Below are 25,518 nucleotides of genomic sequence, written 5' to 3'. Positions count from 1 at the left end.
GTTAAAAAGACTCCTTATAAGACATATCCCAAAATTTATACTCGTAAATACTACAATTAATAAAAATTGTTTTTAAATGTTCTTTTTCTTCTGCTGAAATATTTTGGCAATATTTTTCAACTAGCTCAATATTCCAATTAGTTAACTCTTTGTATCTAGAAGAAGAGTAACATTCAATCCATTCACCATAGAATTCATCGCTAGAACCATAGAGTTCTTTTAACTTCAAACCAATCATTTCATAACTCCACATACAAGAAAGAGCAGCAACAGCCACTTCTTTTATATCACCACAGTGAGCTACCGAGAGCATGTAACTAGTATATGAAGTATTATCAAGAGTTGGTTTTTCTGATGCAATATCTAGTTCAGTAATTCCTAATTTTTTCATATAAACTCTGTGTATTCCCATTTCAGAATTTAGAATTCCATCTGTAAGTGCAGCAAATTTTTTCATATCACTTTCATTTTTACTTTTTATAACACCTAATGCAAAAAGTTTTGCATAATCAAGAAGGTAGATATAATCTTGGATAATATAGAATTTAAATTTATCTTTTTCTAGAGAACCCTCACCGATTCCTCTTACAAATGGATGGGTGTAGTAGCTATTCCAAATTTCTTTTGCACTTTTGTATAACTCTTTTGAAAACATAAAAAACCTCCTGTAAAAATTTATATAAATAAAAAAAGCTATCTTCCAAAAAATAGGAAAATAGCTTTATATACACAATTATAAAATAAAAGTGATAATTAACTACTTCCCTACGCTAGTATTAACTAGATCAGGTTCTAAGGGTAAGTCTCAGCCAAAGGGCACCCCTAGTAGTTTAAAATATTATTTAATTATTAGAATGGAAACTCATCTTCATCAAAAGATGATCCACCAAAGTCATCATTAGAAGATTGCTCAGCAACTTTAGGTGCTGAATAAGATGGCGTTGGAGCAAAATCAGATGGTGCAGATGCTTCTCCTCTTCCTTCAACAAATTCCATGCTTTCAACAAGTACGTCATAACTTGTTCTTTTTTCTCCGTTTACCTCATATCTATTCATTTGAAGTCTACCATTAACAGCAACTTTTCTACCTTTTCTTAAGTATTCACCGATAAGTTCAGCTGTTTTTCCAAAAGCAACACAGTTAATAAAGTCAGCTTCTCCTTTAGAAAAAGGTCTGTCAACTGCTAAACTAAATCTTGAGTATGCTTTTCCGCTTTGACCAAATTTAAGTTCAGGATCTCTAGTTAAACGTCCAATTAATACGACTAGATTCATAAATACCTCCTATATTTTAGTTTATACACAGAGATTATAACAGAAAAATAAAAAAAATAATATTTATTTATAAAATAATTTTTTTAACTAAGGTATTGAATATGGTATAATATTATGAAAAATGTAAATTGTAGAAAGGGGAAAAAAATGAAAAAAGCAGTTTTATTAGATGTGAGTGCAATAATGTATAGAGCTTTTTATGGAAATTTAAATTTTAGAACTAAAAATGAACCAACAGGAGCGGTATATGGATTTGTTAATACTCTTATGAGTATTATAAATCAATTAAATCCTGATTATATAGGAGCTGCTTTTGATGTAAAAAGAGCCACTTTAAAAAGAAGTGAAATATATAAAGAATATAAAGCTCAAAGAGATGCAGCGCCAGAGGATTTAGTAGCTCAAATACCTAGAATAGAGGAACTTTTAGATTGTTTTGGAATAAAAAAATTTAAGATAGATGGATATGAGGCAGATGATGTATTAGGAAGCTTGGCTAAAGAGTTAGGAGCTAAAGGTATTGAATCTTATATAATAACAGGGGATAAAGATTTATCTCAGATTTTAGATTCACATGTGAATATCGCTCTTTTAGGAAAAGGTGATGGTGGAGGACTGAAAATACTATCAACTGAAGAGGATGTTATTGAACAGCTTGGAGTAAAACCAAAAATGATTCCAGATTTATTTGGATTAATTGGAGATACAAGTGATGGAATTCCAGGTGTAAGAAAAATTGGTTCTAAAAAAGCTATCCCGATGCTAGAAAAATATGGAAATTTAGAAGGGATTTATGAGAATATAGATTCTTTGACTGAGCTTCCTGGAATAGGAAAATCTTTAGTAAATAATTTAATTGAAGATAGAGAGTTAGCTTTTATAAGTCGTGAGTTAGCAACTATTGAACTATTGAACTTAGGCGTGAAGGCAGATGAGTTAGAGTATAAAAAAGATGATAAAAAACTTTTAGAACTTTTTAAAACATTAGAATTTAAATCTCTAATAAAAAAAATGAATTTAGAAGATGGACAAAGTCAAGTTATAGCTCAACCAGCTTCACAAAATGGAATGCAACTAGGATTATTTAGTTTTCAAGGAGCACCTGAAATACTTGAAGAAAAAGGATTCTTTGTATTAGAAGGAGTTAAAATAAAAGAAAAGTTAAACTCAGATAGTGAAATAGCTATTTATTGGGGAGAAAAAGGCGTAGCAGTATCTTTAAAAAATAAAGATTACTTTTTGCCATTAAAAGATGAAGAGAGTAAAAATTCTTTTAAAGAAGTTTTAAATTCTAACAATAAATTTATATCATATGGCTTTAAAAACTTTTTGAGACATGGATATTTTGTAAAAAATATGGATTTTGATACAATGTTAGCTTATCATTTATTAACATCTCAAACTAGAGAAGAGATTGAGGTAATGTTAAGAAATGTTATAGAAGATGATGTAGAAAAGTATAATGAAGTTTTTGGAAAAACAAAAATAGAGGATGTATCTACTGAAGATTATGGAAGGTTTCTTACAAAAAGAACAAGGGGAATGCTTGTTGCTTATCCAGAGCTTGTAAAAGAGTTGGAAAATAATAATCTATACAATGTTTTAAAAGAAACAGAGATGCCTTTGATTAGAGTATTAGCTGATATGGAGATTGAAGGGATAAAAATATCACCAGAATACTTCTCTAAATATAGCTTAGAGCTAGAGAGCAGAATAGATGAGTTAACAAAAAAAATATATGAAGAAGCAGAAGGGGAATTTAATATCAATTCTCCAAAACAATTAGGTGAGGTTTTATTTATTAATTTAAATATTCCCCCAGTGAAAAAAACTAAAACAGGATTTTCAACTGACAGTGAGGTTTTAGAAAAATTAGCTGAACAAGGGTATGAAATAGCTAAATCTATTTTAGAGTTTAGAAAATTAAGTAAATTAAAATCAACTTATGTGGATCCTCTTCCAAGAATGGTTGATGAAAATAATAGATTACATACAACTTTTAATCAAACAGGTACGGCAACAGGAAGATTATCATCATCAGACCCAAATCTTCAAAATATTCCAGTGAGAACTGAAGAGGGAATGAAAATAAGAGCAGGATTTATAGCTAAGGATGGTTCTGTTTTATTGGGAATAGATTATTCTCAAATAGAATTAAGAGTTTTAGCTGAAATATCACAGGATACAAATTTAATAGAAGCATACTCTGAGAATTTAGATTTACATAGTTTAACAGCTAGAAAAATCTTTGACTTATCAGAAGATGCTTTAGTGACAAGAGAGCAAAGAGATGCTGCTAAAACAGTAAACTTTAGTATAATATATGGTAAGACAGCTTTTGGATTATCTCAAGAATTAAAAATAACACCAAAAGAAGCTTCAGATTATATAACAAGATATTTTGAACAGTACCCAGCAGTTAAGCATTTAGAAAAAGAGATAATTGAATATGCTGAAGAACATGGATATGTTGAGACATATTTTAAGAGAAAAAGAATAATAGAAGGAATCAACTCAAAAAATAGAGTTATAAAAAATCAAGCAGAAAGAATGGCTGTAAATACAGTAATTCAGGGAACTGCTGCTGAAGTTTTAAAAAAGGTTATGATAAATTTATATGATTTATTAAAAGATAAAAAAGATATACACATGTTACTTCAAGTTCATGACGAATTGATATTTGAGGTGGAAAAAGAAAAGGTTTTAGAATATAAAGAAAAAATAGAAAAAATAATGAGAGAAAGTATTCAATTCTCTAAAGTTAAATTAGAAGTAAATAGCTCTATAGGACAGAATTGGGCTGAAACAAAGTAGGAGGAGATTGTGTCGTATACTTATAAAGTTAAAAATGAAATACTTCATCGTTGCGACTTGAATGAAGATGAAAAATACGCCGAGATAAGAGCGATACTCTTATTAAAACATGCTATTAACGAAAATAGTATAGAGTTAAAATTGGAAAATAAAGAGATAGCAGAAAGAATATACTCTATGTTAAAAAATCTAACAAATTTAAAGATATTTATAAAATTTTCAAAAAGTAAAAAATTTGGAGAACATAATAGTTATGCAATAACATTACCATCACAACCAGGGATAAAAAAATTTATTGAAAAATTAAGAGATTATAGTTCAAAAAAAGAATTGATAAATGAAAAAATAGAAAAAGGTTTTATAAGAGGTATGTTTTTAGGATGTGGATATATAAAATCTCCAGAAAAAGAGTATGCGTTAGATTTTTTTGTTGATAGTGAAGAGTTAGCTGAAGAATTGTATGAACTTTTAATGAAAATGGAAAAAAAAGTTTATAAGACAATAAAAAGAAATAAACCTCTTGTATATATGAGAAATGCTGAAGATATTATGGATATAATAGTTTTAATAGGTTCTATGAGAGAATTTTATAATTATGAAGAAACAACTATGATAAAGGATTTGAAAAATAAAACTATAAGAGAAATGAATTGGGAAGTTGCAAATGAGACAAAAACTTTGGATACAGCTAGGAAACAAATAAAAATGATAAATTTAATAGGGCGTAAAATTGGGCTAAATGAGTTAAGTCCAGTCTTAGAAGAAATAGCTTTTTTAAGATTAGAAAATCCAGAGGCATCTTTACAAGAGTTAGCAGAAATAATAGGAATATCTAAATCTGGAATTAGAAATAGATTTAGAAGATTAGAAGAAATACATAATGAACTTTTAGAAAGAGAAAGGGAAGTATAAGGGGAGTACTATGAAAATAATAGAAGATATTTTGCTAACTAAGGAAAGATTTGAAAATATTTATGTAGCGATTGGAGCTTTTGATGGAATTCATATGGGGCATAGAGAATTAATTTCTCAAGCGGTTAAAAAAGCTAAAGAAACAAATGGAAAATCAGCTGTATTTACTTTCTTAAATCATCCAATGGAAATTACAAATCGAGTTAAAGCTCCAAAATTAATTAGTTCTTTAGAGGAAAAAATACATGTAATAAAATCTTTAGGAGTTGATTATTTAATATTACAACCCTTTACAGAAGAATTTTCTAGTATGACTCCAGAGGGCTTCGTAGAAAAAGTTTTAGCGAAAATATTAAAAACGAAAGAGATATATGTAGGATTCAATTTTTCTTTTGGAAAAGGTGGTAAAGGAACAGTAGAGAATTTAAAGCAATTGGGAAAGCGTTATGGAATTATTACAAATATAATAGAACCAGTTCGGATTAAAGAGCAAATTATAAGTTCTACATTTATAAGAGAAATGCTGGCAACAGGTAATTTGGATATTGCAAATAGATGTTTAGGACAACCATTTTTAATTATAGGTGAAGTTATTCATGGAAGAAAGTTTGGTAGAATTATGGGTTTTCCTACAGCTAATTTAAAAATATTAAATAAAATATATCCTCCTTTTGGAATATATGGAGGTAAAGTTAAAATTGAGGGAGAAAAAGATCCGTGGCATGCAGTTATTAATATAGGTAAAAATCCTACATTGAAACCAGATGAAAGAAGTATAGAAGTTCATATATTAGATTTTGATAAAGATATTTATGGGAAAAAAATATATGTTTCTTTAATAGAATTTTTAAGACAGGAAAAAAAATTTAATTCTATGGAAGAATTAAAAGAAACAATAAAAAACGATGTTTTAAATTGGAGAGAGAAGGTTAAGGGAAAAGAAAATGGAGATAGTGTTAAAAATAGATAATTTTGAAGGGCCTTTAGATCTTTTGTTGCATCTAATAGAGAAAAAGAAGATGAGGATATCTGAAATAAAAATATCTCAGATAATAGATGAATACCTTCAATTTATAGAAACAGCTCAAACTGATAATTTGAGTATAAAAGTTGAATTTTTAGAGATCGCTTCAGAACTTTTAGAGATAAAAGCGGTATCAATTTTAAGTATAGAAAAAGAAGAAGAAAAAGAAAAGGATTTAAAAAGAAGACTTGAAGATTATAAAGTATTTAAAGAAGTTGCACAAGTGATATCTCAAATAGAATGTGAATATAATATATCTTATACAAGAAAAGAAGGGCGAAAAATAACTAAAAATATTCCAAAAGAATTTGATTTAACAACACTGAAACTTCAAGATATGTTTAATAGTTATGTTAAATATTTACCTAAAAGTGAAGAGTTTTTAGAGATCGAAGTAGAAAAAAGATATTCACTAAAAGAAGAGATGGATAGGATAAAGGTTATTTTATACTCTTCAGAAAAAGAAGTAGTTGATCTATTTAGAAGAGCTGAAAATAGAACCCATTTAGTTTATATATTTTTAGCTGTTTTAGACTTATACAGAGATGGAATTATATTGATAGAGGGTGAAGGTAACTTAAGGCTCTTTAGGAGGGGTTAAGTGGAATATAATTATAAAATATATACACCAGAGGAATATGCAATAACCATGGGAAAGATTGCTTTAGGCAGATATTTAGAAAAGGTTCCGAAGGAAAATTTTCTAAATATAAAAATAATAGATATCTCCTGTGGTTCAGGAAATCTTTTATTAGGAATATTAGAAGAATTAATAAAAATGTCTAAAGATATTTATGGAGAATATAAATATAGTGAGAAGTGGATAACAGGGTTTGATATAGATTTAAATGCATTAAAAAACTTTGAGAAAAGAGCTTTGGCTCTTTTCTTTAAATATGGAGTATGCGGAAAGTTAAACTTAAAAAAATGTGATTCACTATACGAAGATATTTATGAAAAATATGATATAGTTATAGGTAATCCACCATATTTAGGAGAAAAAAATCATAAAGAAATATTTCAAACTATAAAAGAAACTAATTTTGGGAAAAAATATTATAAGCCAAAGATGGATTATTTTTATTTTTTTATAGAAAAAGGAATAGATATTTTAAAAGAAAATGGAATTCTTGTTTATTTAACTACTAATTATTGGTTAAAAGCAGATAGTGCAGAGGGATTGAGAGAAAAATTAAAAAAAGAAGGAGACTTTTTTAGAATAGAGAATTATAGTTACTCTATTTTTAAAGATGCTATTGGTCAGCATAATATTATTTTTTATTGGCAAAAAAACAAAAAAAACTCTGATGTGTTAATAAATGATGATGGAATAGAATATTTGATTGAACAAGAGAATATTTTTGCTGAAGAGCATACAAAAGTTACTTTAATTCCCCCGTTTTGGAAAGAGAATATAAAAAAAATAAGAGATAAAAGTAATGTTACACTTGGAGAATTATTAAATGTTAATCAAGGAATAGTTAGTGGAGCGGATAAAGTATTTGTTTTTGATGAATACAAAGAGGAGTTTAAAAAATACTTGAAACCTTTTTATAAAAATAAAGATATTGGGAAATATAGGGTTTCTGAAGAACCACCATTTTGGATAATGTATTTAAATAGTAAATCAAAATTAAATGAAGAGATATCTAATTATTTAATAGAGTTTAAAAATAAATTATCTTTAAGAAGAGAAGTTGTTAATAGCAGAATAAATTGGTGGGAGTTACAATGGGCTAGAGATGAGGAAATATTTTTAAAGCCTAAAATAGTTGTTAGACAAAGATGCAAGACAAATAATTTTGCCTATACAGAAAAAGAATTTTATGGGAGTGCAGATATATATTATTTAACACAAAAAAATGATAATATAAACTTGCATTATATCTTAGGATATTTAAACTCGAAAGTCTTTTTTTCTTGGTTTAATTATATAGGAAAAAAAAAGGGCAAAAATTTAGAGTTTTATTCAACTCCTTTAAAAGAGTGTCCAATGTATTATCCGATTAATGAAAATGAAATAAATTATATAGCTGATTTGGTAAAAAAACAGATTGAAAATTTCAATGAAGAAATTCAGAGAGAAATAGATGCTTATTTTTGTGAGTTGATGAATATAAAAAATATAGGTGAGGAGCTAATTTAGCTTCTCACCTATTTATATTATAACGCTTTTATATCATTTGCAATAAATTGTGCTTTAGCACCAAATATTACTTGAACTCCATTTTGTCCAACTTTTAAAACTCCAGATGCTCCTAATCTTTTTAACTCAGCATCATTAACAAGAGATGAATCTTTAACTTCAAGTCTTAATCTAGTTATACAAGCATCTACAGATATTAAGTTTTCTTTTCCACCTAGAGCAGCTAAAACAAGAGTTGCTAATTCACTACCTTGAGCTTTAGGCTGATCATCAATATCAGAGCCAACTTCTCTTCCAGGAGTTGCTAAATTAAACTTTCTAATAAAGAATCTAAATCCGAAATAATAGATAATAGAGAATCCAATTCCTACAACTATAACCATTGGCCAGTTAGTTTCAAATCCTTCAGTACCAGGTAAAACACCGAACATGATGTAATCTATAACTCCACCAGAGAATGTCATACCAATTCTAACACCAAACATATTCATTAACATAAATGATAGTCCTGCAAATACACAGTGAATTCCATATAATATAGGAGCAACGAATAAGAATGAGAATTCTAGAGGTTCAGTTATTCCTGTTAAAAAAGATGTAAGAGCAGCAGAGAATAAAATTCCAGCAGCCATCTTTTTATTTTCAGTTCTAGCTTCATGATACATAGCAAGTGCAGCAGCAGGTAATCCAAACATCATGAATGGGAATTTACCAGTCATAAATTTACCAGCACCAGAATAAGTAGCTGATGAGAATGAATGTACTCCATCTTTTAACATTGCAAACCAGATAGCTTGGTCTCCATTAACAATTTGACCAGCGTTGTTTGTATACTCTCCAAATTGGAACCAGAACGGTGCATAGAATATATGGTGTAATCCAAAAGGAATTAATGCTCTTTCAGTTATACCAAATAATAATGTAGAGATATTAGTATTTGTTTCATTAGCTAAATATGATAATTGTGCAAGCCCTGCTTGAACTGGTTGCCAAATATAAGGCATAGCTAAACCAACTAAGAAAGCAAGAACAGCAGTCATAATTGGAACTAATCTTTTACCGGCAAAGAATCCTAAAAATGCAGGTAATTCAGTTTTATAGAATTTTTTATAACAAATTGCAGCTATAATACCTGCGATAAGCCCTCCGAAAACTCCAGTTTGAAGTGTAGGGATTCCTAAAACCTCAGCAAAAGCAGGGTTTCCAGCAGCGATACCATTTGCAGCATCTGTTAGTGTTCCCATAGTTGTATTCATAATTAAAAGCGCTACGATAGCAGCAAGTGCAGCGATACCGTCTCCACCAACAAGACCAATAGCAGCTCCAACAGCAAATAGAAGTGGTAAGTTACCAAAAATAATTCCTCCTGCTTGCTCCATTAAAGGTATTCCTAACTTATTACCAGCAGCAAGAAATATACCAGCAGCTGGTAAAATTGCAACCGGTGTCATCAATGCTTTACCGATTTTTTGAACTTCAGCAAATATTTTCATAAAATTCCTCCATTAAGATTGATAAAAATAGTTAATTCACTAAAAGAATACATTTTATTTTAAAAAAAGTCAAGAAAATTATCAAAATAAATGAGCCTTTTTTTTACGCATTAATTGTGTTATAATTTAACAAAAGATTTAAAAAGGGGGTAAAACTATCTATGAATGTAGATGAAAAAAATAAAAAATATAAGATACTTGAGCCCTTTTTTAAGAAGGAGAAAAAATTAAGAGAGATAGAAAAAGAAACCCAAATATCCTATGCCACTTTAAAAAGATGGGTAAGTCAATATAAAGATTTAGGAGAAAAAGGACTTTTAAAAAAAACAAGAGCAGATAAAAATACTTTTAAAAAAGTAAATGAAGATACCTTAAGTCACCTAAAGACTTTGTACAAAGAATACCATACCTTACCTATAACAAAGTTATACGATAAAGCAAAAAATACTTTAAATTCTTGTAATACTATGATTAGTTATCCAACATTTTTTAGAATAATAAATAATTTGGATGAGAATATAAAACAAAATTCAATAAAATCAGTAAAAAAGGATAAAGTATATGAATATGCTATTATACAAAAAGCTGTACCAATTCCTTTTTTTTACAACAAAAATAAAATTTACTATTTAACAATATTTTATAACAAAGAAAATTATAAAATTATAAATTTTATTTTCGAAGAAGAAAAAAGAGAGTTAATAAAACTATTTAATTTTATTCAGGAAAGTATTATAATAGAAGGAGCATATCCTAAGAATATCTCTTTAGATGAAAAAATTATGGGAGTTTCAAAAAATTTATTAAGAATAATTTTTTTTCAAACAAAAATAAATTTTATTCAAGAAGAAACTGATGAAAATATATTGCGATTTATAAAATACATTGATACGGATATTCTGAAAGAGTTTAATAAAAATAAACCTAATAATATATACGAGATTTCACAATTTATAAAAAAATATTTATTTATAGAGGAAAATGAAATTAATCAATTAAGTGACGATGATAAAATTCGACTTTTATATTTTCTAAATAAATATAAAAGAAAAGTTTATAATAGTGGAGTTCGTGTAAAAAATAATGTATACAATAGTCCTTCGTTAAAAGAAAGAGAAGGAACTATTGTAGATGTTTTTTATAATGAATTTTCTAAAGAGAAAGTGGAAGTTTATTCACAAGGAAAACTTATTGATATAGCTAAAATAATAAAATAAAAATTAGGAGAGAATAATGCTTAAGAATTTTTTAAAAGGAATTATAATAGGTATTGCCAATGTTTTGCCAGGTGTTTCAGGAGGAACATTAGCAGTTGTATTAAATATCTATGATAAATTGACAGAAGCAGTTGGGAATTTTTTAACAGCACCAATGAATAAAAAAATAGAGTATGCTAAATTTTTATCTCAAATTGGATTAGGAGCAGTAATAGGAATTGTAGTTTTTGCAGGAGTTATATCAAAAATGTATGAATTATATCCAAAGGGTACAACGATTATATTCTTAATATTGATAATACCTTCAATCCCTGTAATTTTAAAAGGAGAAAAGTTTTTTAAAAAAGATAATTTGATTGCATTTTTAAGTGGTGTTATTTTTACAGGAATATTTATCTATATAACTAAAATTTTTGCAGGAGAAGAGATAGTGAGAACAGCAGACTCTATATTTACTTTTTCTTATGGAATTAAGTTGTTTTTTTGTGGTTTAGTTGCAGCGGGAGCTATGGTAATTCCTGGAATTTCAGGATCATTATTGTTGATGATTCTAGGTGAATATTATAATATTTTAGGATATATTAAAAGTTTTAATATTTTGCCTTTGGGAGTTTTTGCTGTAGGGACTGGAATAGGACTTATTTTAGTTTCAAAAGGAATGAATGTATTATTAAATAAATATAGAAGCTATACTTTAAATTTTATAGTAGGAATAATTATAGTTTCATTAATTCAAATAGCTGAAACATTATTTATATAAAAAATCCCCTTTTAAAAAGGGGATTTTTTATTATAGTTTTTTTAATGCTTCTAAAGCAGAGTCGTAGTTAGGCTCTTCTGTAATTTCTTTTAAGTATTCAGTATATGCAATTTTTCCGTCTTTATCAATTATAATAACTGCTCTTGAAGTTAATCCAAGCTCTTTTATATATAAACCATAGTTATGTGAAAATTCTCTATCTTTATAATCTGAAGTAGTTATAGCATTTTTAATATCTTTAGCTCCACAGAATCTATTTAATGCGAAAGGTAAATCCATAGAAATTGTTAAAATAACAACATTTTCTAATTTTGCAGCTTCTTTATTAAATCTTATAGTTTGCATTTCACAAACAGGTGTATCAATTGATGGCATAGCTGATATAACAACTGTTTTCCCTTTTAAATCATTTAATGAAAGAGGTGATAAATCAGTTTTTGTAACAGTAAAGTTAGGAGCTACGTCTCCAACAATAACCTCTTTTCCAATTAATGTTAATGGACTTCCTCCAAATGTAATAGCATCTTTTCTTTCCATGATAAAACCTCCTAAATTTTATATTTAAATTATACTTATTTAGTATATAAAATGCAAGAAAAATTTTTGAAATTTTCGACGTCATCAGCACCACTAAGAATCATACTTTGAAATAGTTGACTTTTGAAAGTGTCTAAAGTAACTTTAACACCTTCTTGTCTACCGCCTATCGATCCCCAAATAATAGGACGTCCTATTAGAACTGCATTAGCTCCAAGTGCTAAATATTTAAGAATATCTACACCCTCTCTAACAGCCCCATCAGCAAAAATAAAGATATCATTACCAACAGCTTCAGAAATGTCTTTTAAAACTTCAGCAGGAGCAAAAGTTTCATTTAAGCAACGACCGCCATGATTAGACACAACAATAGCTGCAGCTCCGGCTTCTACACAAAGTTTAGCTTCATCTACTGTCAAAATTCCTTTCACAATAAAAGGTAAATTAGTAGAAGAAATAATTTCTTTTAAATCTTGTAAAGATTTAGGACCAACAGGTTGATTAAATAATTTCATAGTTATTAATCCAGCGCCATCTACATCTACACCAACAGCAATAGCTCCAGCTTTTTCAGCAATTTTTATTCTTTTTATAATTTCTGAATTTTCTCTAGGTTTAATTATAGCGATTCCTTTTCCATTTCCTTTTTTAATGGCGTTAATACCTGATTCAAAACAAGTTGGATCTCCAGTATCTCCAATCATTGCTATTGTTCCAGCATCGATTGCTCCTAAAACAATATCGTTAGAATACTCTTCATCATTAACATATCCACCCATATTGAATTTTGTTCCAGTTATAGGAGCTACTAAAGCAGGGAAAGATAGATTTTCCCCAAAAATTTTACAACTAAGTTTAGGATTAGATATATTATGTAGAGTTCTCATGGCAATCTTGATTTCTTTTAATTTTTCATATGATCTTTGAAAACTTGCGCCGTTGCCAGCTCCACCCATACCAGGAACCTTACCAGCACACCAACGACCATTGCACTCCGAACATAATATACAAAACTCTTTCATTCTTTCCTTTGCATTTTTTTTAATCTCTTTTATATCCATTTCTCCTCCCTTAGATTATGATTATTTTGAACAATCTTTTGTATCGATAATTAAAGTTACAGGTCCGTCATTTAGAAGTTCTACTTTCATATCAGCTCCAAAAATACCAGCTTCAGTTTTAAATCCTAAGTTTTTACATTTTTTTAAAAACTTTTCATACAGTTCATTTGCTATATCTGGTTTAGCAGCCTCTATAAATGCTGGACGACGTCCCTTAATACAATTACCATATAAAGTGAATTGAGATATAATTAAAAGTTCTCCATTGACATCCTTTAATCCTAAATTCATTTTATCTTCAGAATCATTAAAAACTCTTAAGTCAGTAATCTTCTTAGCTAACCAATCAACTTCCTTTTCAGTATCGTCATGAGTGACACCTAAAAGTACAAGAAATCCTTGATTAATTTCTCCGGTAATTTGATTATCAACAGTAACACTAGCGTGTTTAACTCTCTGTACAACAGCTCTCATAAAGCAACTCCTTTTCTATTTTTATTGGTAATTATATCATAAAAGTGATATAATTATTAAGAAAAATTAAAAACTAATAATTTAAAAGAGGGACAATATGGGGAGAGAAAGAATTTTAACAGATTTTGCAAAAGTTATTAATTCAGATAGGTATCAATATACAGAAAGTGATATTTTTTTAATGGAACATATGGAGGAAAAAGAAGCTATATTCGATATGTACTTTAGAAAAACAGAAGACGGTGGATTTGCAGTTGTATCAGGTGTTCAAGAAGTTATTGAACTAATTGAGATTTTAAATGAAACTAGTGAAGAAGAAAAAAGAGTGTATTTTTCTAAAATAATAGAGGAGAAACATCTTTTGGAATATTTAGTGAAGATGAAGTTCACAGGTGATTTGTACGCCATGAGAGACGGAGAAATTGTATATCCAAATGAACCTATAATTTCAATAAAAGCACCATTGATTCAAGCTAAAATTTTAGAAACACCAATTTTAAATTTAATGAATATGCAACTAGCTATAGCAACAAAAGCATCAAGAATAACAAGGGCAGCATACCCCATTCCTGTAAGTTCTTTTGGAAGCAGAAGAGCGCATGGATTTGATAGTGCAGTATCAGGAACAAAAGCTTCTATAATAGGGGGATGTTTATCACATTCTAACCTAGTTACAGAATATAAGTACGGAGTTCCTAGCGTAGGAACAATGGCTCATTCATTTATTCAAGCTTTTGGTGTAGGTGCATTAGCTGAGAAAAAAGCTTTTGATACTTTTATAAAACATAGGAGAGAAAGAAAGGCAAACTCGTTAATATTATTAATAGATACTTATAATACATTGGGAATTGGATTAAAGAATGCAATACAAAGTTTTAAAGATAATGGAATAGATGATTCTTATAAAGGAAACTATGGAATTAGAATTGATTCAGGAGATTTAGCATATTTATCAAAAAAATGTAGAAAAGAATTAGATGCTGCTGGTTTAAAAAAAGCTAAAATATTTTTAACAAATTCATTAAATGAATCTTTAATAAAATCTTTAAAAGAACAGGGAGCATGCGTAGATATATTCGGTGTAGGAGATGCTATTGCAGTAAGTAAATCAAATCCATGTTTTGGAGGAGTTTATAAAATCGTTGAAATAGATTATAAACCAGTTATAAAGCTTTCAGAGGATGTTATAAAAATTTCAAATCCGGGATTTAAAGAGGTTTATAGAATTTATGATAAAGATGGTTTTGCATATGCTGATTTAATAACTCTTGTAAATAATGATTCAGACAAGAAAAAATTATTATTAGGAGAAGATTTAGTAATAAGAGATGAAAAATATGAGTTTAAATCAAGTTTACTGAGAAAAGGTGAATATACTTATAAAAAACTAACGTGTGAATTTGTAAAAGATGGTGTAGTAATGGAGGAAAGTTCTCAATTGATGAATGTAGTTAATTCAAGAGAATATTATTTGAATTCCTTGAATAAAATATCTGATGAAAGAAAAAGATTAGAAAATCCACACCAATATAAAATAGATTTATCAAAAGATTTAATTGAATTAAAATATAATTTAATTAAAGAAATAAAAAGTCAAATCAATTAAAAATAGGCTGACATAAGTCAGCCTATTATAATCATTTATTTAAACCAATAATAAGTAATTCAGCTGAAGCTAAATTTGTAGCAATTGGAACTTTATGTACATCAGCAACTCTAATAAGTGCAGAGATATCAGGTTCGTGTGGTTGAGAAGTTAAAGGATCTCTAAAAAATAAAATAGCTGCGATATTATCTGTAGCTACTTCAGCACCAATTTGTTGATCACCACCTATAGGCCCTGATTTGAAGCGTTGAATTTGTAGATTAGTTGCCTCCATAATTCTAAGTCCAGTTGTACCAGTTGAAACAAGAGGGTATTTTGCTAAGATATGCTCATATTTTTTTGCAAAGCTAACCATTTCTGGCTTCATGTTGTCGTGAGCGATTAATGCTATTTTTTTCATTTTGACCTCCATAAGTTTTACTATAGATATTATACAATAAAAAATTAATATGTAAAAGGAGTATGTGTATGAATTTTGATAAAATTAATTATATTGAGAGAAAAACAGGAGAAATAAAAACAGAAAATCCACCTGGTGAGGGATTTTTAAAGTTTTTATACTATAATCCTTTAGGAAAACTCCCTCTGAATTTAGTTGTTAGAAAAAAATTTTTAACAGATTATTATGGAAAAAAGATGGCTGAAAAATCATCCATAGCAAAAATAAAGCCTTTCGTAGATGCAAATTATATAAATATGGATGAATCTAAAAAAAGAATTGAAGATTTCACATCTTTTAATGATTTTTTTATAAGAGAGCTAAAAGAGGGTGCAAGAGAGATTGCTAATGGAGAAGATATATTAGTATCTCCTGCAGATGGTAAAATTTTAGTTTTTGAAAATTTACAAGAAACATCTAAGTTTTTTTTAAAGGGTGATGATTTTACAATAGAAGAATTTTTAATGGACAAAGAAGAAGCTAAAAAATTTATTGGAGGAACAATAATGATAATAAGGCTAGCTCCAGTAGATTATCATAGATTTCATTTCCCAGCAGATGGAGAAATAGGCGAATCAAAACTTATTGATGGGTATTATTACTCAGTATCTCCTTACGCAATAAAGAAAAATTTTAGAGTTTATTGTGAGAATAAGAGAGAGATTTCGATTCTCAAGACAGAAAGGTTTGGAGAAATTATTTTAAGCGAGATAGGAGCAACGATGGTTGGGGGAATCAAACAAACTTATAAGCCTAATACTTTTATAAAAAAAGGAGATGAAAAAGGATACTTCTTCTTCGGAGGTTCTTCTTGTGTATTGTTTTTTCAAAAAAATAAAGTGAGTTTTGATAAAGATATTTTAGAGAATAGTAGTAGAGGGATTGAAACAAAAGTATATATGGGTGAAAAAATAGGAAAAGCTAAGTAGGTGAACTTGTGGCAAAAGAGAGAAAATATTTTAGAAAAGGTGATGCGATAATTTATATTAGTTTAATAGCAATCTTTTCTATTTTAGGAATTCAAATTACTAAATTCAAAGCATCTGATGCAGCAAATGCAGAAGTTTATGTAAATAATCAGTTGAAATATGTTTACCCTTTACAAAATGAAGAGAAAGATATTTTTGTTCCAACAGATATAGGGGGAGTAAATATAAAAATAAAGAATAAAAAAATTAGAGTAACTACATCAAATTCACCATTGAAACTAAATGTAAAGCAGGGATGGATAGCGCAACCAGGAGAAGTTATAATAGGAGTTCCAGATCGATTAATAATAAAAGTTGTTGGTAAAACGAATGAGAGAAGTGATGATGTAGATTTTGTTATTAAATAATATGGATTAAGAAAGGAAAAAAATATGAAAAAAGAATACATACATTTTTTTATAATAGGATTTTTGTTAATTTTACTTCAAACATTTTTTCAATACAACGAAGCCTTTAATTCTATAGTTGGGCAAATGGTAAGTTCTATAATACCATTTATATATGCTATTTTCATAGCGGTATTAGTAAGTCCACTTGTAAAAATATTTGAAAATAAAGTTAAAATGAAAAGATCTTGGGCAATAGGGATAAGCTTAATGATTGTGTTTCTATTAATAATTGAATTATTTTTAATAATTGTTCCAAATATAATAAATAGCATGACAGATTTAATTGAAAAATTTCCAACAATGCTAGCGAGCTTGAGTTCTAATGCGGAGCATTTAATTGAATTTTTAAAATCAAAAGATATGCTATTCTTCGATCCAAAAGAGATTGAAAATAATTTAGTCAAATTTACAAGAACGAATTTAGGTAATTTTAAAAATTTAGCATTTGGTTTAGGAGCAGGAGTTTTAAAAAGTTTAATGGGATTGATAAACTTTTTTATAGGTATTTTTATTTCTCTTTATTTATTATATAGTAAAGAGTATTTTATGGAGTTTTTAGAAAATGTTTTTTTACTTTTCACAACAAAAAATAGAGCAAAATATGGGGTTGAATTTGTAAGAAAAGTAAATGATGTATTTTTGAAATATATTTTAGGAAGAATAATAACTTCAGCGGTAGTAGGATTTATTGTGTTTTTAGTTTTATTTATAGCGAAAGTTCCGTATGCATTATTAAGTGGGGTTATGGTAGGGATAGGAAATATGATACCATATGTGGGATCCATTGTTGCAGGGACAATAGCAACTTTTTTAATATTATTAGCAGCACCTTTAAAAGTAATATATCTTTTTGTGGCGATTGGAATAGGTCAAGCAGTAGATGGATTTATAATAGGTCCTAAAATAATGGAAGAGTCAGTTGGAATGAGTAGTTTTTGGACTATAGTAGCTGTTATGGTTTGTGGAAGTTTTTTTGGACCTTTAGGAATGTTTTTAGGGGTTCCAGTATTTGTAATAATTAAATTTATATATTTAGAGTGTTTAAAAAAAAGGAGTGAGTAATGAATAAAAAATATAGATTAATAGCATCAGCAACAATGGGATTAGAAAGTGTTGTTAAAGATGAATGTAAAGAACTAGGGTTTCAAAATGTAGAAACATTTAACGGAAGAGTAGAATTTGATGGAGATGAAAAAGATATAGTAGAAGCTAACTTACATCTTAGATGTGCAGATAGAGTTTTTATAAAAATGGGAGAGTTTAAAGCATTAACATTTGATAATTTGTTCGAAAATATTAAGAGGCTACCTTGGGAAAATATTATATCAATTGATGGTGAATTTCCTATAAGTTGGGTAAGTTCTGTAAAATGTAAGTTATTTTCAAAATCAGATATTCAAAAAATAGTTAAGAAAGCAATAGTTGAAAGATTAAAGGTAGCTTATCAAACACAAAAACTTGTTGAAACAGGAGCTCACTATAGAGTTAAAATACAAGCACATAATGATATTTTCTTAGTTATGATTGATACAAGTGGGGAAGGGTTACATAAGAGAGGATATAGAAATTTAATTAATGAAGCACCATTAAAAGAAACAATGGCAGCTGCTTTAGTATTGTTAAGTCGTTGGAAGGGTGGAGATAGACCTCTGATAGATCCTATGTGTGGAACTGGAACTATAGCTATTGAAGCAGCTATGATTGCTAGAAATGTAGCTCCAGGAGTAAATAGAAATTTTGCATCAGAAAAATGGAATATTATACCTGAAAATCTTTGGGTTGATTTAAGAGACGAAGCTTTTTCAAGAGAGGATTACGATAAAGAAGTGAGAATTTTTGCTTCGGATATAGATGCAGAAACAGTAGAAGTTGCTAAATTAAATGCAATAAGAGCTGGAGTAGAAGAAGAGATAGAATTTAAATGTATGAACTTTTTAGAATTAGAGAACATGGCTGAAAAGGGATGTATAATATCAAATCCGCCTTATGGAGATCGTTTGTTAGACGAAGATGCAGTTGAAAGATTGTATGGTCTTATGGGAGATATATTCCAGATGAGATTCCCTAAGTGGTCATATTATATAATTACATCTTATGAAAATTTTGAGAAGGCTTTTGGAAAAAAATCTACAAAAAATAGAAAGTTATATAATGGTGGAATAAAGTGTCACTATTATCAATATTATGGTGCAAGATAATGAATAGATTTGATTTAATAGTTGTTGGAGGAGGCCCTAGCGGTATTTTTGCAGCTATTACTGCAGCTCAAAGAGGATTTAAAGTGGCTTTATTAGAAAAAAATAAACGTATTGGAAATAAGATTTTAGTTGCTGGTAGTGGGAAATGTAATTTAACTCATACTGGAAAGCCAAAAGAATTTTTAGATAAGTATGGAGCAAATGGAAAATTTTTAAAAGAAGCTTTAAATAAGTATTCTCCAGATGCTTTAAAAATCTTTTTTAAGGATAATGGATTACCATTAACTTTAGTAGAGGAAAGTGGAAAATATTTTCCTCATACATTTAGTTCTTTAGATGTTCTAAATTTGCTAAAAAAACAGATGTTAAACTTAAAAGTTGAAATAATAGAGAATATAAAAATTCAGAAAATTGAAAAAAACTTAGAGGAATTTTGTATTCAAACAGATTCAGAGACTTATTTCTGTGAAAATTTAGTTTTATCTACAGGAGGGAAATCATATCCAGGAACAGGCACAACTGGAGACGGCTATATAATTGCAAAAGAGCTAGGCCATAAAATAGTACCTCCTAGACCTGCATTAACACCACTATACGTAAAAAACTATGTTTTTCAAGATCTTTCAGGAATAAGTTTTCAAGATGTAGAGATTGTAATTTGGAAAGATAATAAAAAAATAGTTGAAAAAAGAGGGCCTGTGTTGCTAACACACACAAATTTTAGTGGGCCAGGAATTCTTGATAATTCAAGGTATGTTGAAAATGAAAGTTATTTAGAAATAAACTATGTTAATAAAGAATATGAAAGTTTAAATAGAGAGTTAATAGATGAAACAAATATAGATGGGAAAAAAAATGTAAAGAAGTTTTTATTAAAATACTCTTTACCTGAAAGATTTGTAAAAATAGTTTTAAAAGAGATTGAAATAGATGAAGCTTTAAAGTTAGCGGAACTTTCAAAAGAAAAAAGAGAAAGTTTAGTGAGATATTTGACATCGTACAAAATGGAGATAACTAAAGTAGGAAGTTTTGAAATGGCTATGGTAACTAAAGGTGGTATAGCCTTGGATGAAATTAATTCTAAAACTATGGAATCGAAAAAAGTAAAAAATCTTTATTTAGTAGGAGAGATTGTAGATATAGATGGAGATACAGGTGGCTATAATATTCAAGCTGCATGTTCAATGGGAGTTTTAGCTGGAAAATCTATGAAAAGAAAGGAAAGAGATTAAATGAAGAGAGATGAATTTATACTGTATGCTCAAGAAGTTATTTTAACTGTTTTAAAAACAACATCTTTACAATTGGATAAATTAAAAGAAATAGGAGATTTATCTGGAGTAGAGATGTTGGAAGAAAAAGTTTTAGTTCCGTACGAAAGAATCTATGGAGCACTTTTAGAAATGAAAATAGATAAGATGGATAGTAAAGAGTTTGAAGCTTTTGAAAATATGATAGAAGAGATTAGAGAAAAAAATAATCTGTCAATAGACGTGGTTAAAGAAAATTTAGAAAAAAGAGAAAAACTTGAAGGTAAATCTGGAGCTATAGTTGTAAAAAGATTTTTTAAATATAATTTAAATAGACTCTTAGATAGAAAAGATAAAATAGTTGAAAAATACAATAAGTTAGCAATAGAAGAACAAAAATTAGAAAACTTATTAAAAGATACTATACAAGAAGAGGAACAATTTGATATAATTTATAAACTGCAACCAGTTAGAGAAAAACTTAGAAATATAGAGGATAAGTACTTATTAGTTGAAAAGGATATCAATCAATTAAAAAAGAAGTTAGAATCTAAATGGCCTTATGAAATTTACGGGGTTGTTTCAGAAGAAGAACTTCTAGAAACTTATAAAGAAGCTTTTAAAATGGAGGACTAGTTAAGAATGGAAAAAGGATTCAAACAGATTTTAATTTTATTGGCAGTATTTATTGTCTTTTTTCTTTCAAAAAAGATGTTTGCAAAACCAAGGGTTGTTTTAGGAAAAAATATGGAGGTAAAAAATATGAAACAAGTAAAATTAAATGCTAAAATAGTTACAGCAAGAGGGGATATTAATTTAGTACTTTTCCCAGAAGTGGCACCAGTAACAGTTTTAAACTTTGCTCATTTAGCAATGAGAGAGTATTACAATGGAATAAAATTCCATAGAGTAATTGAGGATTTCATGGTTCAGGGTGGAGATCCTACAGGAACAGGAACAGGTGGACCTGGATATCAATTTATAGATGAGTTTAAAGAAGGAGTTGTATTTGACAAAAAAGGAATCTTAGCAATGGCTAATGCAGGTCCAGAGACAAATGGATCACAATTCTTTATTACACATGTTGAGACTCCATGGTTAAATTACAAACATACAATTTTTGGAGAAGTTGTATCTGAAGATGATCAAAAGGTTGTAGATTCAATAAAACAGGGAGATATTATTGAAAGAATAGAAATTACAGGTGATGTAGAAGAGTTCTTAAAAAATGAAGAAAATGCTGAATTTACTGCTCAAATGGATGAAATTCTAGATTCTCAATTTCCAAATTTAGTACAGTACTAATTTCAATGTAGGGGGAGGAGATCTCATGATAAAAATTGAGAATGAAAAATTAGTTGTTTTAATAAATAAGTTCGGTGCGGAATTAAAAAGTGTAGTTAATAAAGAAAATAACATTGAATATATTTGGCCAGGAACTGACGGAAGTTTTAAAAAGAGTGCTCCCAATCTTTTTCCTTTTATAGGTAATATATTAAAAGGTGAAATAGATTATCCTTTAGGCAAAGATGAGAGAGTATCTTTGCCAATGACAAAGCATGGATTTGCTAGAGATTTAGATTTTGAAACTTTAGAAATAACAAAGACAACAGCAAAGTTCCAATTGAAACCAAATGAATATATAAAAGAAAAATACCCTTATAACTTTTCTTTAATAATAGAGTACATATTAGAAAATGATACATTACATCATAATTATGTAGTAAAAAATAATGGTATAGTTGAAATGTATTATCATATAGGTGGACATACAGCTTTTTATTGTAACTATAATGGAGACAGTAAATTTGAAAATTATTATTTAGAATTCAAAGAAGAGAAGTGTAGTTTTTATAAAATTGATGAAACTAACAATTCTTTTTTATCTGAAATATCTGAAGAGTTAATCGTAACAGAAAAGTTTGTTTTATCAAAAGAAAAATTTTCTAAAGATGCAATAGTGATAGATGGATTAAAAAATAATGTTGTAAATTTAAGACATACTAAATCTAATCATGGATTAGAGTTTAAATTTGAAAATTTACCGATTTTAACTTTATGGACAAGTACTGATTCTAGTGAGTTCATATGTTTAGAGCCATGGGCTGGAATTACTGATTTTACAAATGGATCAAATAGAGTTGAAGATAAAAGGGAAATTCAGAAACTGAATTCAAATGAACAAAAAAAATATTCGCAAATAATTAGATTTTATTAAAAATGAGAGTCTAATCTAGAAATTTAATTTTTAGATTAGACTCGTTTTTTTTATAATAAAAATTTATTTTCCAAATGAACAATGAGGAAAAGTACATACAGGACAATCTAAGCATAATCCTCCATGACCATACGAAGCAATATCATCAAAGTTAACTCTTTCGTCGGCTAAAATTCTAGGGAGAACTAAATCAAATGCTGTTCTTTTGGAATGCATAACGCAACCAGGTAGCCCTAAAATAGCCTTTTTACCATGATATGCTAATAGGAGCATAGCACCAGGTAGGACAGGAGAACCATAAGTTATTAGTTCACCGCCCATTTCTCTAATAGCAAGAGGCGTTCTATCATCAGGATCCACTGACATACCGCCAGTACAAAGAATTAATTCAGCATCGCTATTTAAAGCTTCTTGTATTTTTTCTTTTATCATCTCTTTATCATCTGATGAAAAAGCATGATAAATAACTTCGCAGCCGTATTCTTCAACTTTTTTAGTTAAAATAGGACCAAATTTATCCTGAATTCTTCCATAAAAAACTTCGTTTCCAGTAGTAATAATAGCTATTTTTTTTGGTTTTATAGGTAAAATTTTAATAATTTCTTTTTTTGCAATCTCTTCCATTTGAATTATTTTATTTTCATCAATAACTAAAGGTATAACTCTAGTGCCTGCAACCTTAGTTCCCTTTTTTATAGGTGTATTATTATGAAGAGTCGAAACAATAATCTCTCTTAAGCTGTTTATTTTGAAGAGTTCAGTTATATCGATTTTTAAAAGCCCGTCCATGTTGGCAATAAAGTCTATTTTTCCCTCTTTAATAGTAGAGAAATCTAGTCCGCTGCCAGCAATATGATCTTTTATTCTAATAGCAGCATCATTTTCGTGAAGTGTTCCCTCTTTATGCTCCCATACATAAAGATTATCTTTTCCAAGTTTTAAAAGTTCAGGAATGTCCTCCTTTTTTATAATGTGTCCTTTTTTAAAGGCAACACCTTTAAATTCTCCAGGAACAATTTTAGTTATATCATGGCATAAAATCATTCCAGTTGCGTCAACAGTTTTAACCGTTTTCATAAAAACCTCCCTAAGTATATTGTTTTATAAGAATTTTAAACTTTCCCTTTTTATTTTCCCCCAGGTTTTTGTCTAAAATAAATTTACCTTTTTTTCTAATTGTAATAATAGATCCTATTTCTACTTGTTTGTTTTTGCTTTTTTCAACATTATAGTTAATAAAAACTTCTCCAGAGTCAATTAAATCAATGCTAATACTTCTAGAAATATTAGCAATAGAAGCTACTATAGAATCTAATCTAAAAGATGAGACTGTATCTGTAAATTCTTTAAATTGAATGTTAGGAATATCGTTAGAAGAAACCTTACTTATTTTACTTGGAATACTATTTATTTGTTTAAGGTTGGTTTCGATAATTTTAAAAATTTCTTTTGTTGAAACACAGTAACCGATATTATCCTTTACTAAAATATCTCCTAAAGTTTCTCGTTTTAATCCTAAACTCATAATAGTTCCTAAAAAATCTTTATGATGTAAGGTTTTAAACTTATTAGAACAATCAATTTTAAAGTGCGTTACAATAGGTTCTACATTGTTAAGATCGAAATTTTTAGGAACAAAAACAATTAGTTTTTTTTCACTAATTTCTGTTAAACCAAAAGTTAAAATATTTAAATTTGTTGTTTTTAAAAACTCAGAAATTTTTATCCAAATATGAGGTGGTAAAAATACCGTTCCATATACAGGATAATCAATATCTAAGCATAGTAAAATATCTTCCCAAATAGATGCGATTAGATATTCATCCTCTTTTGGAAAAAGATTAAAAAAATAGTTTTTATTCATATATAACTCTCTTTCAATTGGAATATTTTGAAAAACATAGATATATTGATTTTATATTATATATGTGATAAAATCAAATAGATTTGTAAAAATAGGGAGATGATTAAAAATGGTAGAAAGAAAGTATATTGCACCTAATGCAATTACAGCAGCGAATATGTTTTTAGGATATCTAAGTATCACAGCTTCCATTGCGGGGGATTTCTCAAAAGCTATTTGGTTTATAATATTAGCTATGGTATGTGATGGTTTAGATGGAAAAACAGCAAGAAAACTTGATGCATTTAGTGAATTTGGAAAGGAGTTTGATTCTTTCTGTGATGCAATATCTTTTGGATTAGCACCAGGAATATTGGTTTATTCGGTTTTAAAAAGTTCTGACGGGATGAAATCTTTTGTGATTCCAATTTCATTTATATATGCATTATGTGGAGTTATGAGATTAGTTAAATTTAATATAGTAACGACAGCGTCAAGTGAAAAAGATGACTTTAGTGGAATGCCAATACCATCAGGAGCATCGGTTGTATGTTCTTACCTTCTGTTTGTAGAAGTAGTAAAAACAAACTTTGGAATGAACTTATTTTCAATAGAGGTATTTGTAGGATTAACATTATTAGCTGCTATTTTAATGGTTAGTACGATACCGTTTAAAACCCCAGATAAAGTATTTGGATTTGTTCCTAAAAAAATGACAATACCATTTATCGTATTGATTTTAGCAACATTAAAGTATAGTATGTTTATTGTGACATGTTACTACATACTAGTTAATTTAACAAAATTTTTTACAGAAAGATCAAAAGAAGAAGTTGAATAAAAAATAATTGATTATGATACCCGATAAAATCC

At 28.4% G+C, this 25,518-nt stretch carries 26 protein-coding genes and 1 riboswitch; of the genes, 17 read left to right on the top strand and 9 right to left on the bottom strand.

The genetic code is table 11. The annotated features are described in order from the left end of the window. Position 1: 1 nt before the first annotated feature. Positions 2-655, bottom strand: coding sequence for a thiaminase II (tenA, locus tag NON08_RS01800; RefSeq protein WP_256689822.1), 654 nt, complete (start codon positions 653-655; stop codon positions 2-4). A gap of 90 nt (positions 656-745) precedes the next feature. Beyond that, positions 746-834: riboswitch (TPP riboswitch) on the bottom strand. A gap of 15 nt (positions 835-849) precedes the next feature. Then, positions 850-1,275, bottom strand: coding sequence for a single-stranded DNA-binding protein (locus NON08_RS01795; RefSeq protein ID WP_023052160.1), 426 nt, complete (start codon positions 1,273-1,275; stop codon positions 850-852). 147 nt (positions 1,276-1,422) lie between these two features. Here NON08_RS01795 and polA point away from each other — a divergent pair, with 147 nt between their 5' ends. Genes polA through NON08_RS01770 form a run of 5 tightly spaced genes read left to right on the top strand, consistent with a single transcriptional unit; the run spans position 1,423 to position 8,171 of the window. Next, positions 1,423-4,089 (top strand): DNA polymerase I, encoded by a 2,667-nt coding sequence (gene polA / locus NON08_RS01790; protein ID WP_256689821.1) that lies wholly within the window; start codon positions 1,423-1,425, stop codon positions 4,087-4,089. A gap of 9 nt (positions 4,090-4,098) precedes the next feature. Further along, positions 4,099-5,001 carry a DNA-binding protein WhiA gene (whiA, locus tag NON08_RS01785; protein WP_256689820.1) on the top strand — a complete coding sequence of 301 codons (903 nt, stop codon included), beginning with the start codon at positions 4,099-4,101 and terminating at the stop codon, positions 4,999-5,001. 10 nt (positions 5,002-5,011) lie between these two features. Next, entirely contained in the window at positions 5,012-5,971 is a 960-nt protein-coding gene (locus NON08_RS01780) for a bifunctional riboflavin kinase/FAD synthetase (RefSeq protein ID WP_256689819.1), read from the top strand. Beyond that, positions 5,946-6,626, top strand: coding sequence for a segregation and condensation protein A (locus tag NON08_RS01775; protein WP_256689818.1), 681 nt, complete (start codon positions 5,946-5,948; stop codon positions 6,624-6,626). Before NON08_RS01780 ends, NON08_RS01775 begins: the two co-directional genes overlap by 26 nt. Beyond that, positions 6,627-8,171: an Eco57I restriction-modification methylase domain-containing protein gene (locus tag NON08_RS01770; protein ID WP_256689817.1), complete on the top strand. Its 1,545-nt coding sequence runs from the start codon at positions 6,627-6,629 to the stop codon at positions 8,169-8,171. A gap of 17 nt (positions 8,172-8,188) precedes the next feature. On the opposite strand, the gene ptsG is transcribed toward NON08_RS01770, so the two are convergent. Continuing rightward, the gene (gene ptsG / locus NON08_RS01765) at positions 8,189-9,664 is read right to left on the bottom strand and encodes a glucose-specific PTS transporter subunit IIBC (RefSeq protein WP_256689816.1); all 1,476 of its coding nucleotides are present in this window, start codon (positions 9,662-9,664) and stop codon (positions 8,189-8,191) included. Positions 9,665-9,825: 161 nt separating this feature from the next. Here ptsG and NON08_RS01760 point away from each other — a divergent pair, with 161 nt between their 5' ends. Further along, complete coding sequence (locus NON08_RS01760; protein ID WP_256689815.1) at positions 9,826-10,881, top strand: Mu transposase C-terminal domain-containing protein; 1,056 nt, start codon at positions 9,826-9,828, stop codon at positions 10,879-10,881. Between the two features lie 16 nt (positions 10,882-10,897). Beyond that, positions 10,898-11,641 carry a DUF368 domain-containing protein gene (locus tag NON08_RS01755; protein ID WP_256689814.1) on the top strand — a complete coding sequence of 248 codons (744 nt, stop codon included), beginning with the start codon at positions 10,898-10,900 and terminating at the stop codon, positions 11,639-11,641. A 30-nt stretch (positions 11,642-11,671) separates the two neighbouring features. On the opposite strand, the gene tpx is transcribed toward NON08_RS01755, so the two are convergent. From tpx to dtd, 3 genes are read right to left on the bottom strand one after another with little or no spacing between them, the layout of a single operon-like run. Continuing rightward, on the bottom strand, positions 11,672-12,178 hold the full coding sequence (gene tpx, locus NON08_RS01750) for a thiol peroxidase (RefSeq protein WP_264759765.1): 507 nt from the start codon (positions 12,176-12,178) through the stop codon (positions 11,672-11,674). A gap of 35 nt (positions 12,179-12,213) precedes the next feature. Next, positions 12,214-13,239, bottom strand: coding sequence for an alpha-hydroxy-acid oxidizing protein (locus NON08_RS01745; RefSeq protein WP_256689813.1), 1,026 nt, complete (start codon positions 13,237-13,239; stop codon positions 12,214-12,216). A gap of 21 nt (positions 13,240-13,260) precedes the next feature. After that, positions 13,261-13,713: a D-aminoacyl-tRNA deacylase gene (gene dtd / locus NON08_RS01740; protein ID WP_256689812.1), complete on the bottom strand. Its 453-nt coding sequence runs from the start codon at positions 13,711-13,713 to the stop codon at positions 13,261-13,263. Positions 13,714-13,810: 97 nt separating this feature from the next. Between dtd and NON08_RS01735 the strand changes: the two genes are divergently transcribed. Beyond that, positions 13,811-15,319 carry a nicotinate phosphoribosyltransferase gene (locus NON08_RS01735; RefSeq protein WP_256689811.1) on the top strand — a complete coding sequence of 503 codons (1,509 nt, stop codon included), beginning with the start codon at positions 13,811-13,813 and terminating at the stop codon, positions 15,317-15,319. A gap of 31 nt (positions 15,320-15,350) precedes the next feature. Here the strand turns inward: NON08_RS01735 and mgsA are convergent, their stop codons facing one another. After that, a complete protein-coding gene (gene mgsA, locus NON08_RS01730) occupies positions 15,351-15,719 on the bottom strand; it encodes a methylglyoxal synthase (RefSeq protein ID WP_256689810.1) in 369 nt (122 codons plus the stop codon). Positions 15,720-15,787: 68 nt separating this feature from the next. Between mgsA and NON08_RS01725 the strand changes: the two genes are divergently transcribed. The 8 genes from NON08_RS01725 to NON08_RS01690 all read left to right on the top strand — a co-directional run bounded on the left by NON08_RS01725 (position 15,788) and on the right by NON08_RS01690 (position 22,802). Continuing rightward, a complete protein-coding gene (locus NON08_RS01725) occupies positions 15,788-16,687 on the top strand; it encodes a phosphatidylserine decarboxylase (RefSeq protein ID WP_256689809.1) in 900 nt (299 codons plus the stop codon). A gap of 8 nt (positions 16,688-16,695) precedes the next feature. After that, a complete protein-coding gene (locus tag NON08_RS01720; protein WP_256689808.1) occupies positions 16,696-17,094 on the top strand; it encodes a NusG domain II-containing protein in 399 nt (132 codons plus the stop codon). Positions 17,095-17,118: 24 nt separating this feature from the next. Beyond that, entirely contained in the window at positions 17,119-18,198 is a 1,080-nt protein-coding gene (locus tag NON08_RS01715; protein WP_256689807.1) for an AI-2E family transporter, read from the top strand. Continuing rightward, positions 18,198-19,334, top strand: coding sequence for a THUMP domain-containing class I SAM-dependent RNA methyltransferase (locus NON08_RS01710; RefSeq protein WP_256689806.1), 1,137 nt, complete (start codon positions 18,198-18,200; stop codon positions 19,332-19,334). Before NON08_RS01715 ends, NON08_RS01710 begins: the two co-directional genes overlap by 1 nt. Continuing rightward, a complete protein-coding gene (locus NON08_RS01705) occupies positions 19,334-20,566 on the top strand; it encodes an NAD(P)/FAD-dependent oxidoreductase (protein WP_256689805.1) in 1,233 nt (410 codons plus the stop codon). The genes NON08_RS01710 and NON08_RS01705 overlap by 1 nt, the downstream gene beginning before the upstream one ends. Next, positions 20,567-21,220 carry a hypothetical protein gene (locus NON08_RS01700; protein ID WP_256689804.1) on the top strand — a complete coding sequence of 218 codons (654 nt, stop codon included), beginning with the start codon at positions 20,567-20,569 and terminating at the stop codon, positions 21,218-21,220. It begins immediately after the preceding gene. A gap of 75 nt (positions 21,221-21,295) precedes the next feature. Further along, positions 21,296-21,889, top strand: a complete 594-nt coding sequence (locus NON08_RS01695; protein WP_413774040.1) for a peptidylprolyl isomerase — start codon at positions 21,296-21,298, stop codon at positions 21,887-21,889. 25 nt (positions 21,890-21,914) lie between these two features. Further along, entirely contained in the window at positions 21,915-22,802 is an 888-nt protein-coding gene (locus NON08_RS01690; protein ID WP_256689803.1) for an aldose 1-epimerase family protein, read from the top strand. A gap of 63 nt (positions 22,803-22,865) precedes the next feature. Here NON08_RS01690 and NON08_RS01685 read toward each other — a convergent pair whose 3' ends face one another. After that, a complete protein-coding gene (locus tag NON08_RS01685) occupies positions 22,866-23,879 on the bottom strand; it encodes a molybdopterin-binding protein (RefSeq protein ID WP_256689802.1) in 1,014 nt (337 codons plus the stop codon). A 10-nt stretch (positions 23,880-23,889) separates the two neighbouring features. Next, complete coding sequence (locus NON08_RS01680) at positions 23,890-24,666, bottom strand: YlmH/Sll1252 family protein (RefSeq protein ID WP_256689801.1); 777 nt, start codon at positions 24,664-24,666, stop codon at positions 23,890-23,892. A 109-nt stretch (positions 24,667-24,775) separates the two neighbouring features. Between NON08_RS01680 and pssA the strand changes: the two genes are divergently transcribed. Continuing rightward, positions 24,776-25,486 (top strand): CDP-diacylglycerol--serine O-phosphatidyltransferase, encoded by a 711-nt coding sequence (gene pssA / locus NON08_RS01675; RefSeq protein ID WP_256689800.1) that lies wholly within the window; start codon positions 24,776-24,778, stop codon positions 25,484-25,486. Positions 25,487-25,518 lie beyond the last annotated feature (32 nt).

The sequence above is a fragment of the Cetobacterium sp. NK01 genome, from assembly GCF_024506395.1.
In the GTDB taxonomy this organism is placed as follows: domain Bacteria; phylum Fusobacteriota; class Fusobacteriia; order Fusobacteriales; family Fusobacteriaceae; genus Cetobacterium_A; species Cetobacterium_A somerae_A.
Note: the sequence above shows the minus strand (reverse complement) of the source record. Positions and strands in the feature narration are given on the sequence as shown.

Bases quoted from the DNA above. Each gene is read 5' to 3' on its own strand.
- NON08_RS01705 (WP_256689805.1), top strand. From the start codon at position 19,334: ATGAATAGATTTGATTTAATAGTTGTTGGAGGAGGCCCTAGCGGTATT.
- NON08_RS01700 (WP_256689804.1), top strand. From the start codon at position 20,567: ATGAAGAGAGATGAATTTATACTGTATGCTCAAGAAGTTATTTTAACT.
- NON08_RS01725 (WP_256689809.1), top strand. From the start codon at position 15,788: ATGAATTTTGATAAAATTAATTATATTGAGAGAAAAACAGGAGAAATA.
- NON08_RS01755 (WP_256689814.1), top strand. From the start codon at position 10,898: ATGCTTAAGAATTTTTTAAAAGGAATTATAATAGGTATTGCCAATGTT.
- ptsG (WP_256689816.1), bottom strand. From the start codon at position 9,664: ATGAAAATATTTGCTGAAGTTCAAAAAATCGGTAAAGCATTGATGACA.
- NON08_RS01760 (WP_256689815.1), top strand. From the start codon at position 9,826: ATGAATGTAGATGAAAAAAATAAAAAATATAAGATACTTGAGCCCTTT.
- tenA (WP_256689822.1), bottom strand. From the start codon at position 655: ATGTTTTCAAAAGAGTTATACAAAAGTGCAAAAGAAATTTGGAATAGC.
- NON08_RS01695 (WP_413774040.1), top strand. From the start codon at position 21,296: ATGTTTGCAAAACCAAGGGTTGTTTTAGGAAAAAATATGGAGGTAAAA.
- NON08_RS01775 (WP_256689818.1), top strand. From the start codon at position 5,946: ATGGAGATAGTGTTAAAAATAGATAATTTTGAAGGGCCTTTAGATCTT.
- NON08_RS01795 (WP_023052160.1), bottom strand. From the start codon at position 1,275: ATGAATCTAGTCGTATTAATTGGACGTTTAACTAGAGATCCTGAACTT.
- NON08_RS01680 (WP_256689801.1), bottom strand. From the start codon at position 24,666: ATGAATAAAAACTATTTTTTTAATCTTTTTCCAAAAGAGGATGAATAT.
- dtd (WP_256689812.1), bottom strand. From the start codon at position 13,713: ATGAGAGCTGTTGTACAGAGAGTTAAACACGCTAGTGTTACTGTTGAT.
- NON08_RS01735 (WP_256689811.1), top strand. From the start codon at position 13,811: ATGGGGAGAGAAAGAATTTTAACAGATTTTGCAAAAGTTATTAATTCA.
- tpx (WP_264759765.1), bottom strand. From the start codon at position 12,178: ATGGAAAGAAAAGATGCTATTACATTTGGAGGAAGTCCATTAACATTA.
- NON08_RS01745 (WP_256689813.1), bottom strand. From the start codon at position 13,239: ATGGATATAAAAGAGATTAAAAAAAATGCAAAGGAAAGAATGAAAGAG.
- pssA (WP_256689800.1), top strand. From the start codon at position 24,776: ATGGTAGAAAGAAAGTATATTGCACCTAATGCAATTACAGCAGCGAAT.
- NON08_RS01715 (WP_256689807.1), top strand. From the start codon at position 17,119: ATGAAAAAAGAATACATACATTTTTTTATAATAGGATTTTTGTTAATT.
- NON08_RS01690 (WP_256689803.1), top strand. From the start codon at position 21,915: ATGATAAAAATTGAGAATGAAAAATTAGTTGTTTTAATAAATAAGTTC.
- NON08_RS01710 (WP_256689806.1), top strand. From the start codon at position 18,198: ATGAATAAAAAATATAGATTAATAGCATCAGCAACAATGGGATTAGAA.
- NON08_RS01780 (WP_256689819.1), top strand. From the start codon at position 5,012: ATGAAAATAATAGAAGATATTTTGCTAACTAAGGAAAGATTTGAAAAT.
- polA (WP_256689821.1), top strand. From the start codon at position 1,423: ATGAAAAAAGCAGTTTTATTAGATGTGAGTGCAATAATGTATAGAGCT.
- NON08_RS01685 (WP_256689802.1), bottom strand. From the start codon at position 23,879: ATGAAAACGGTTAAAACTGTTGACGCAACTGGAATGATTTTATGCCAT.
- mgsA (WP_256689810.1), bottom strand. From the start codon at position 15,719: ATGAAAAAAATAGCATTAATCGCTCACGACAACATGAAGCCAGAAATG.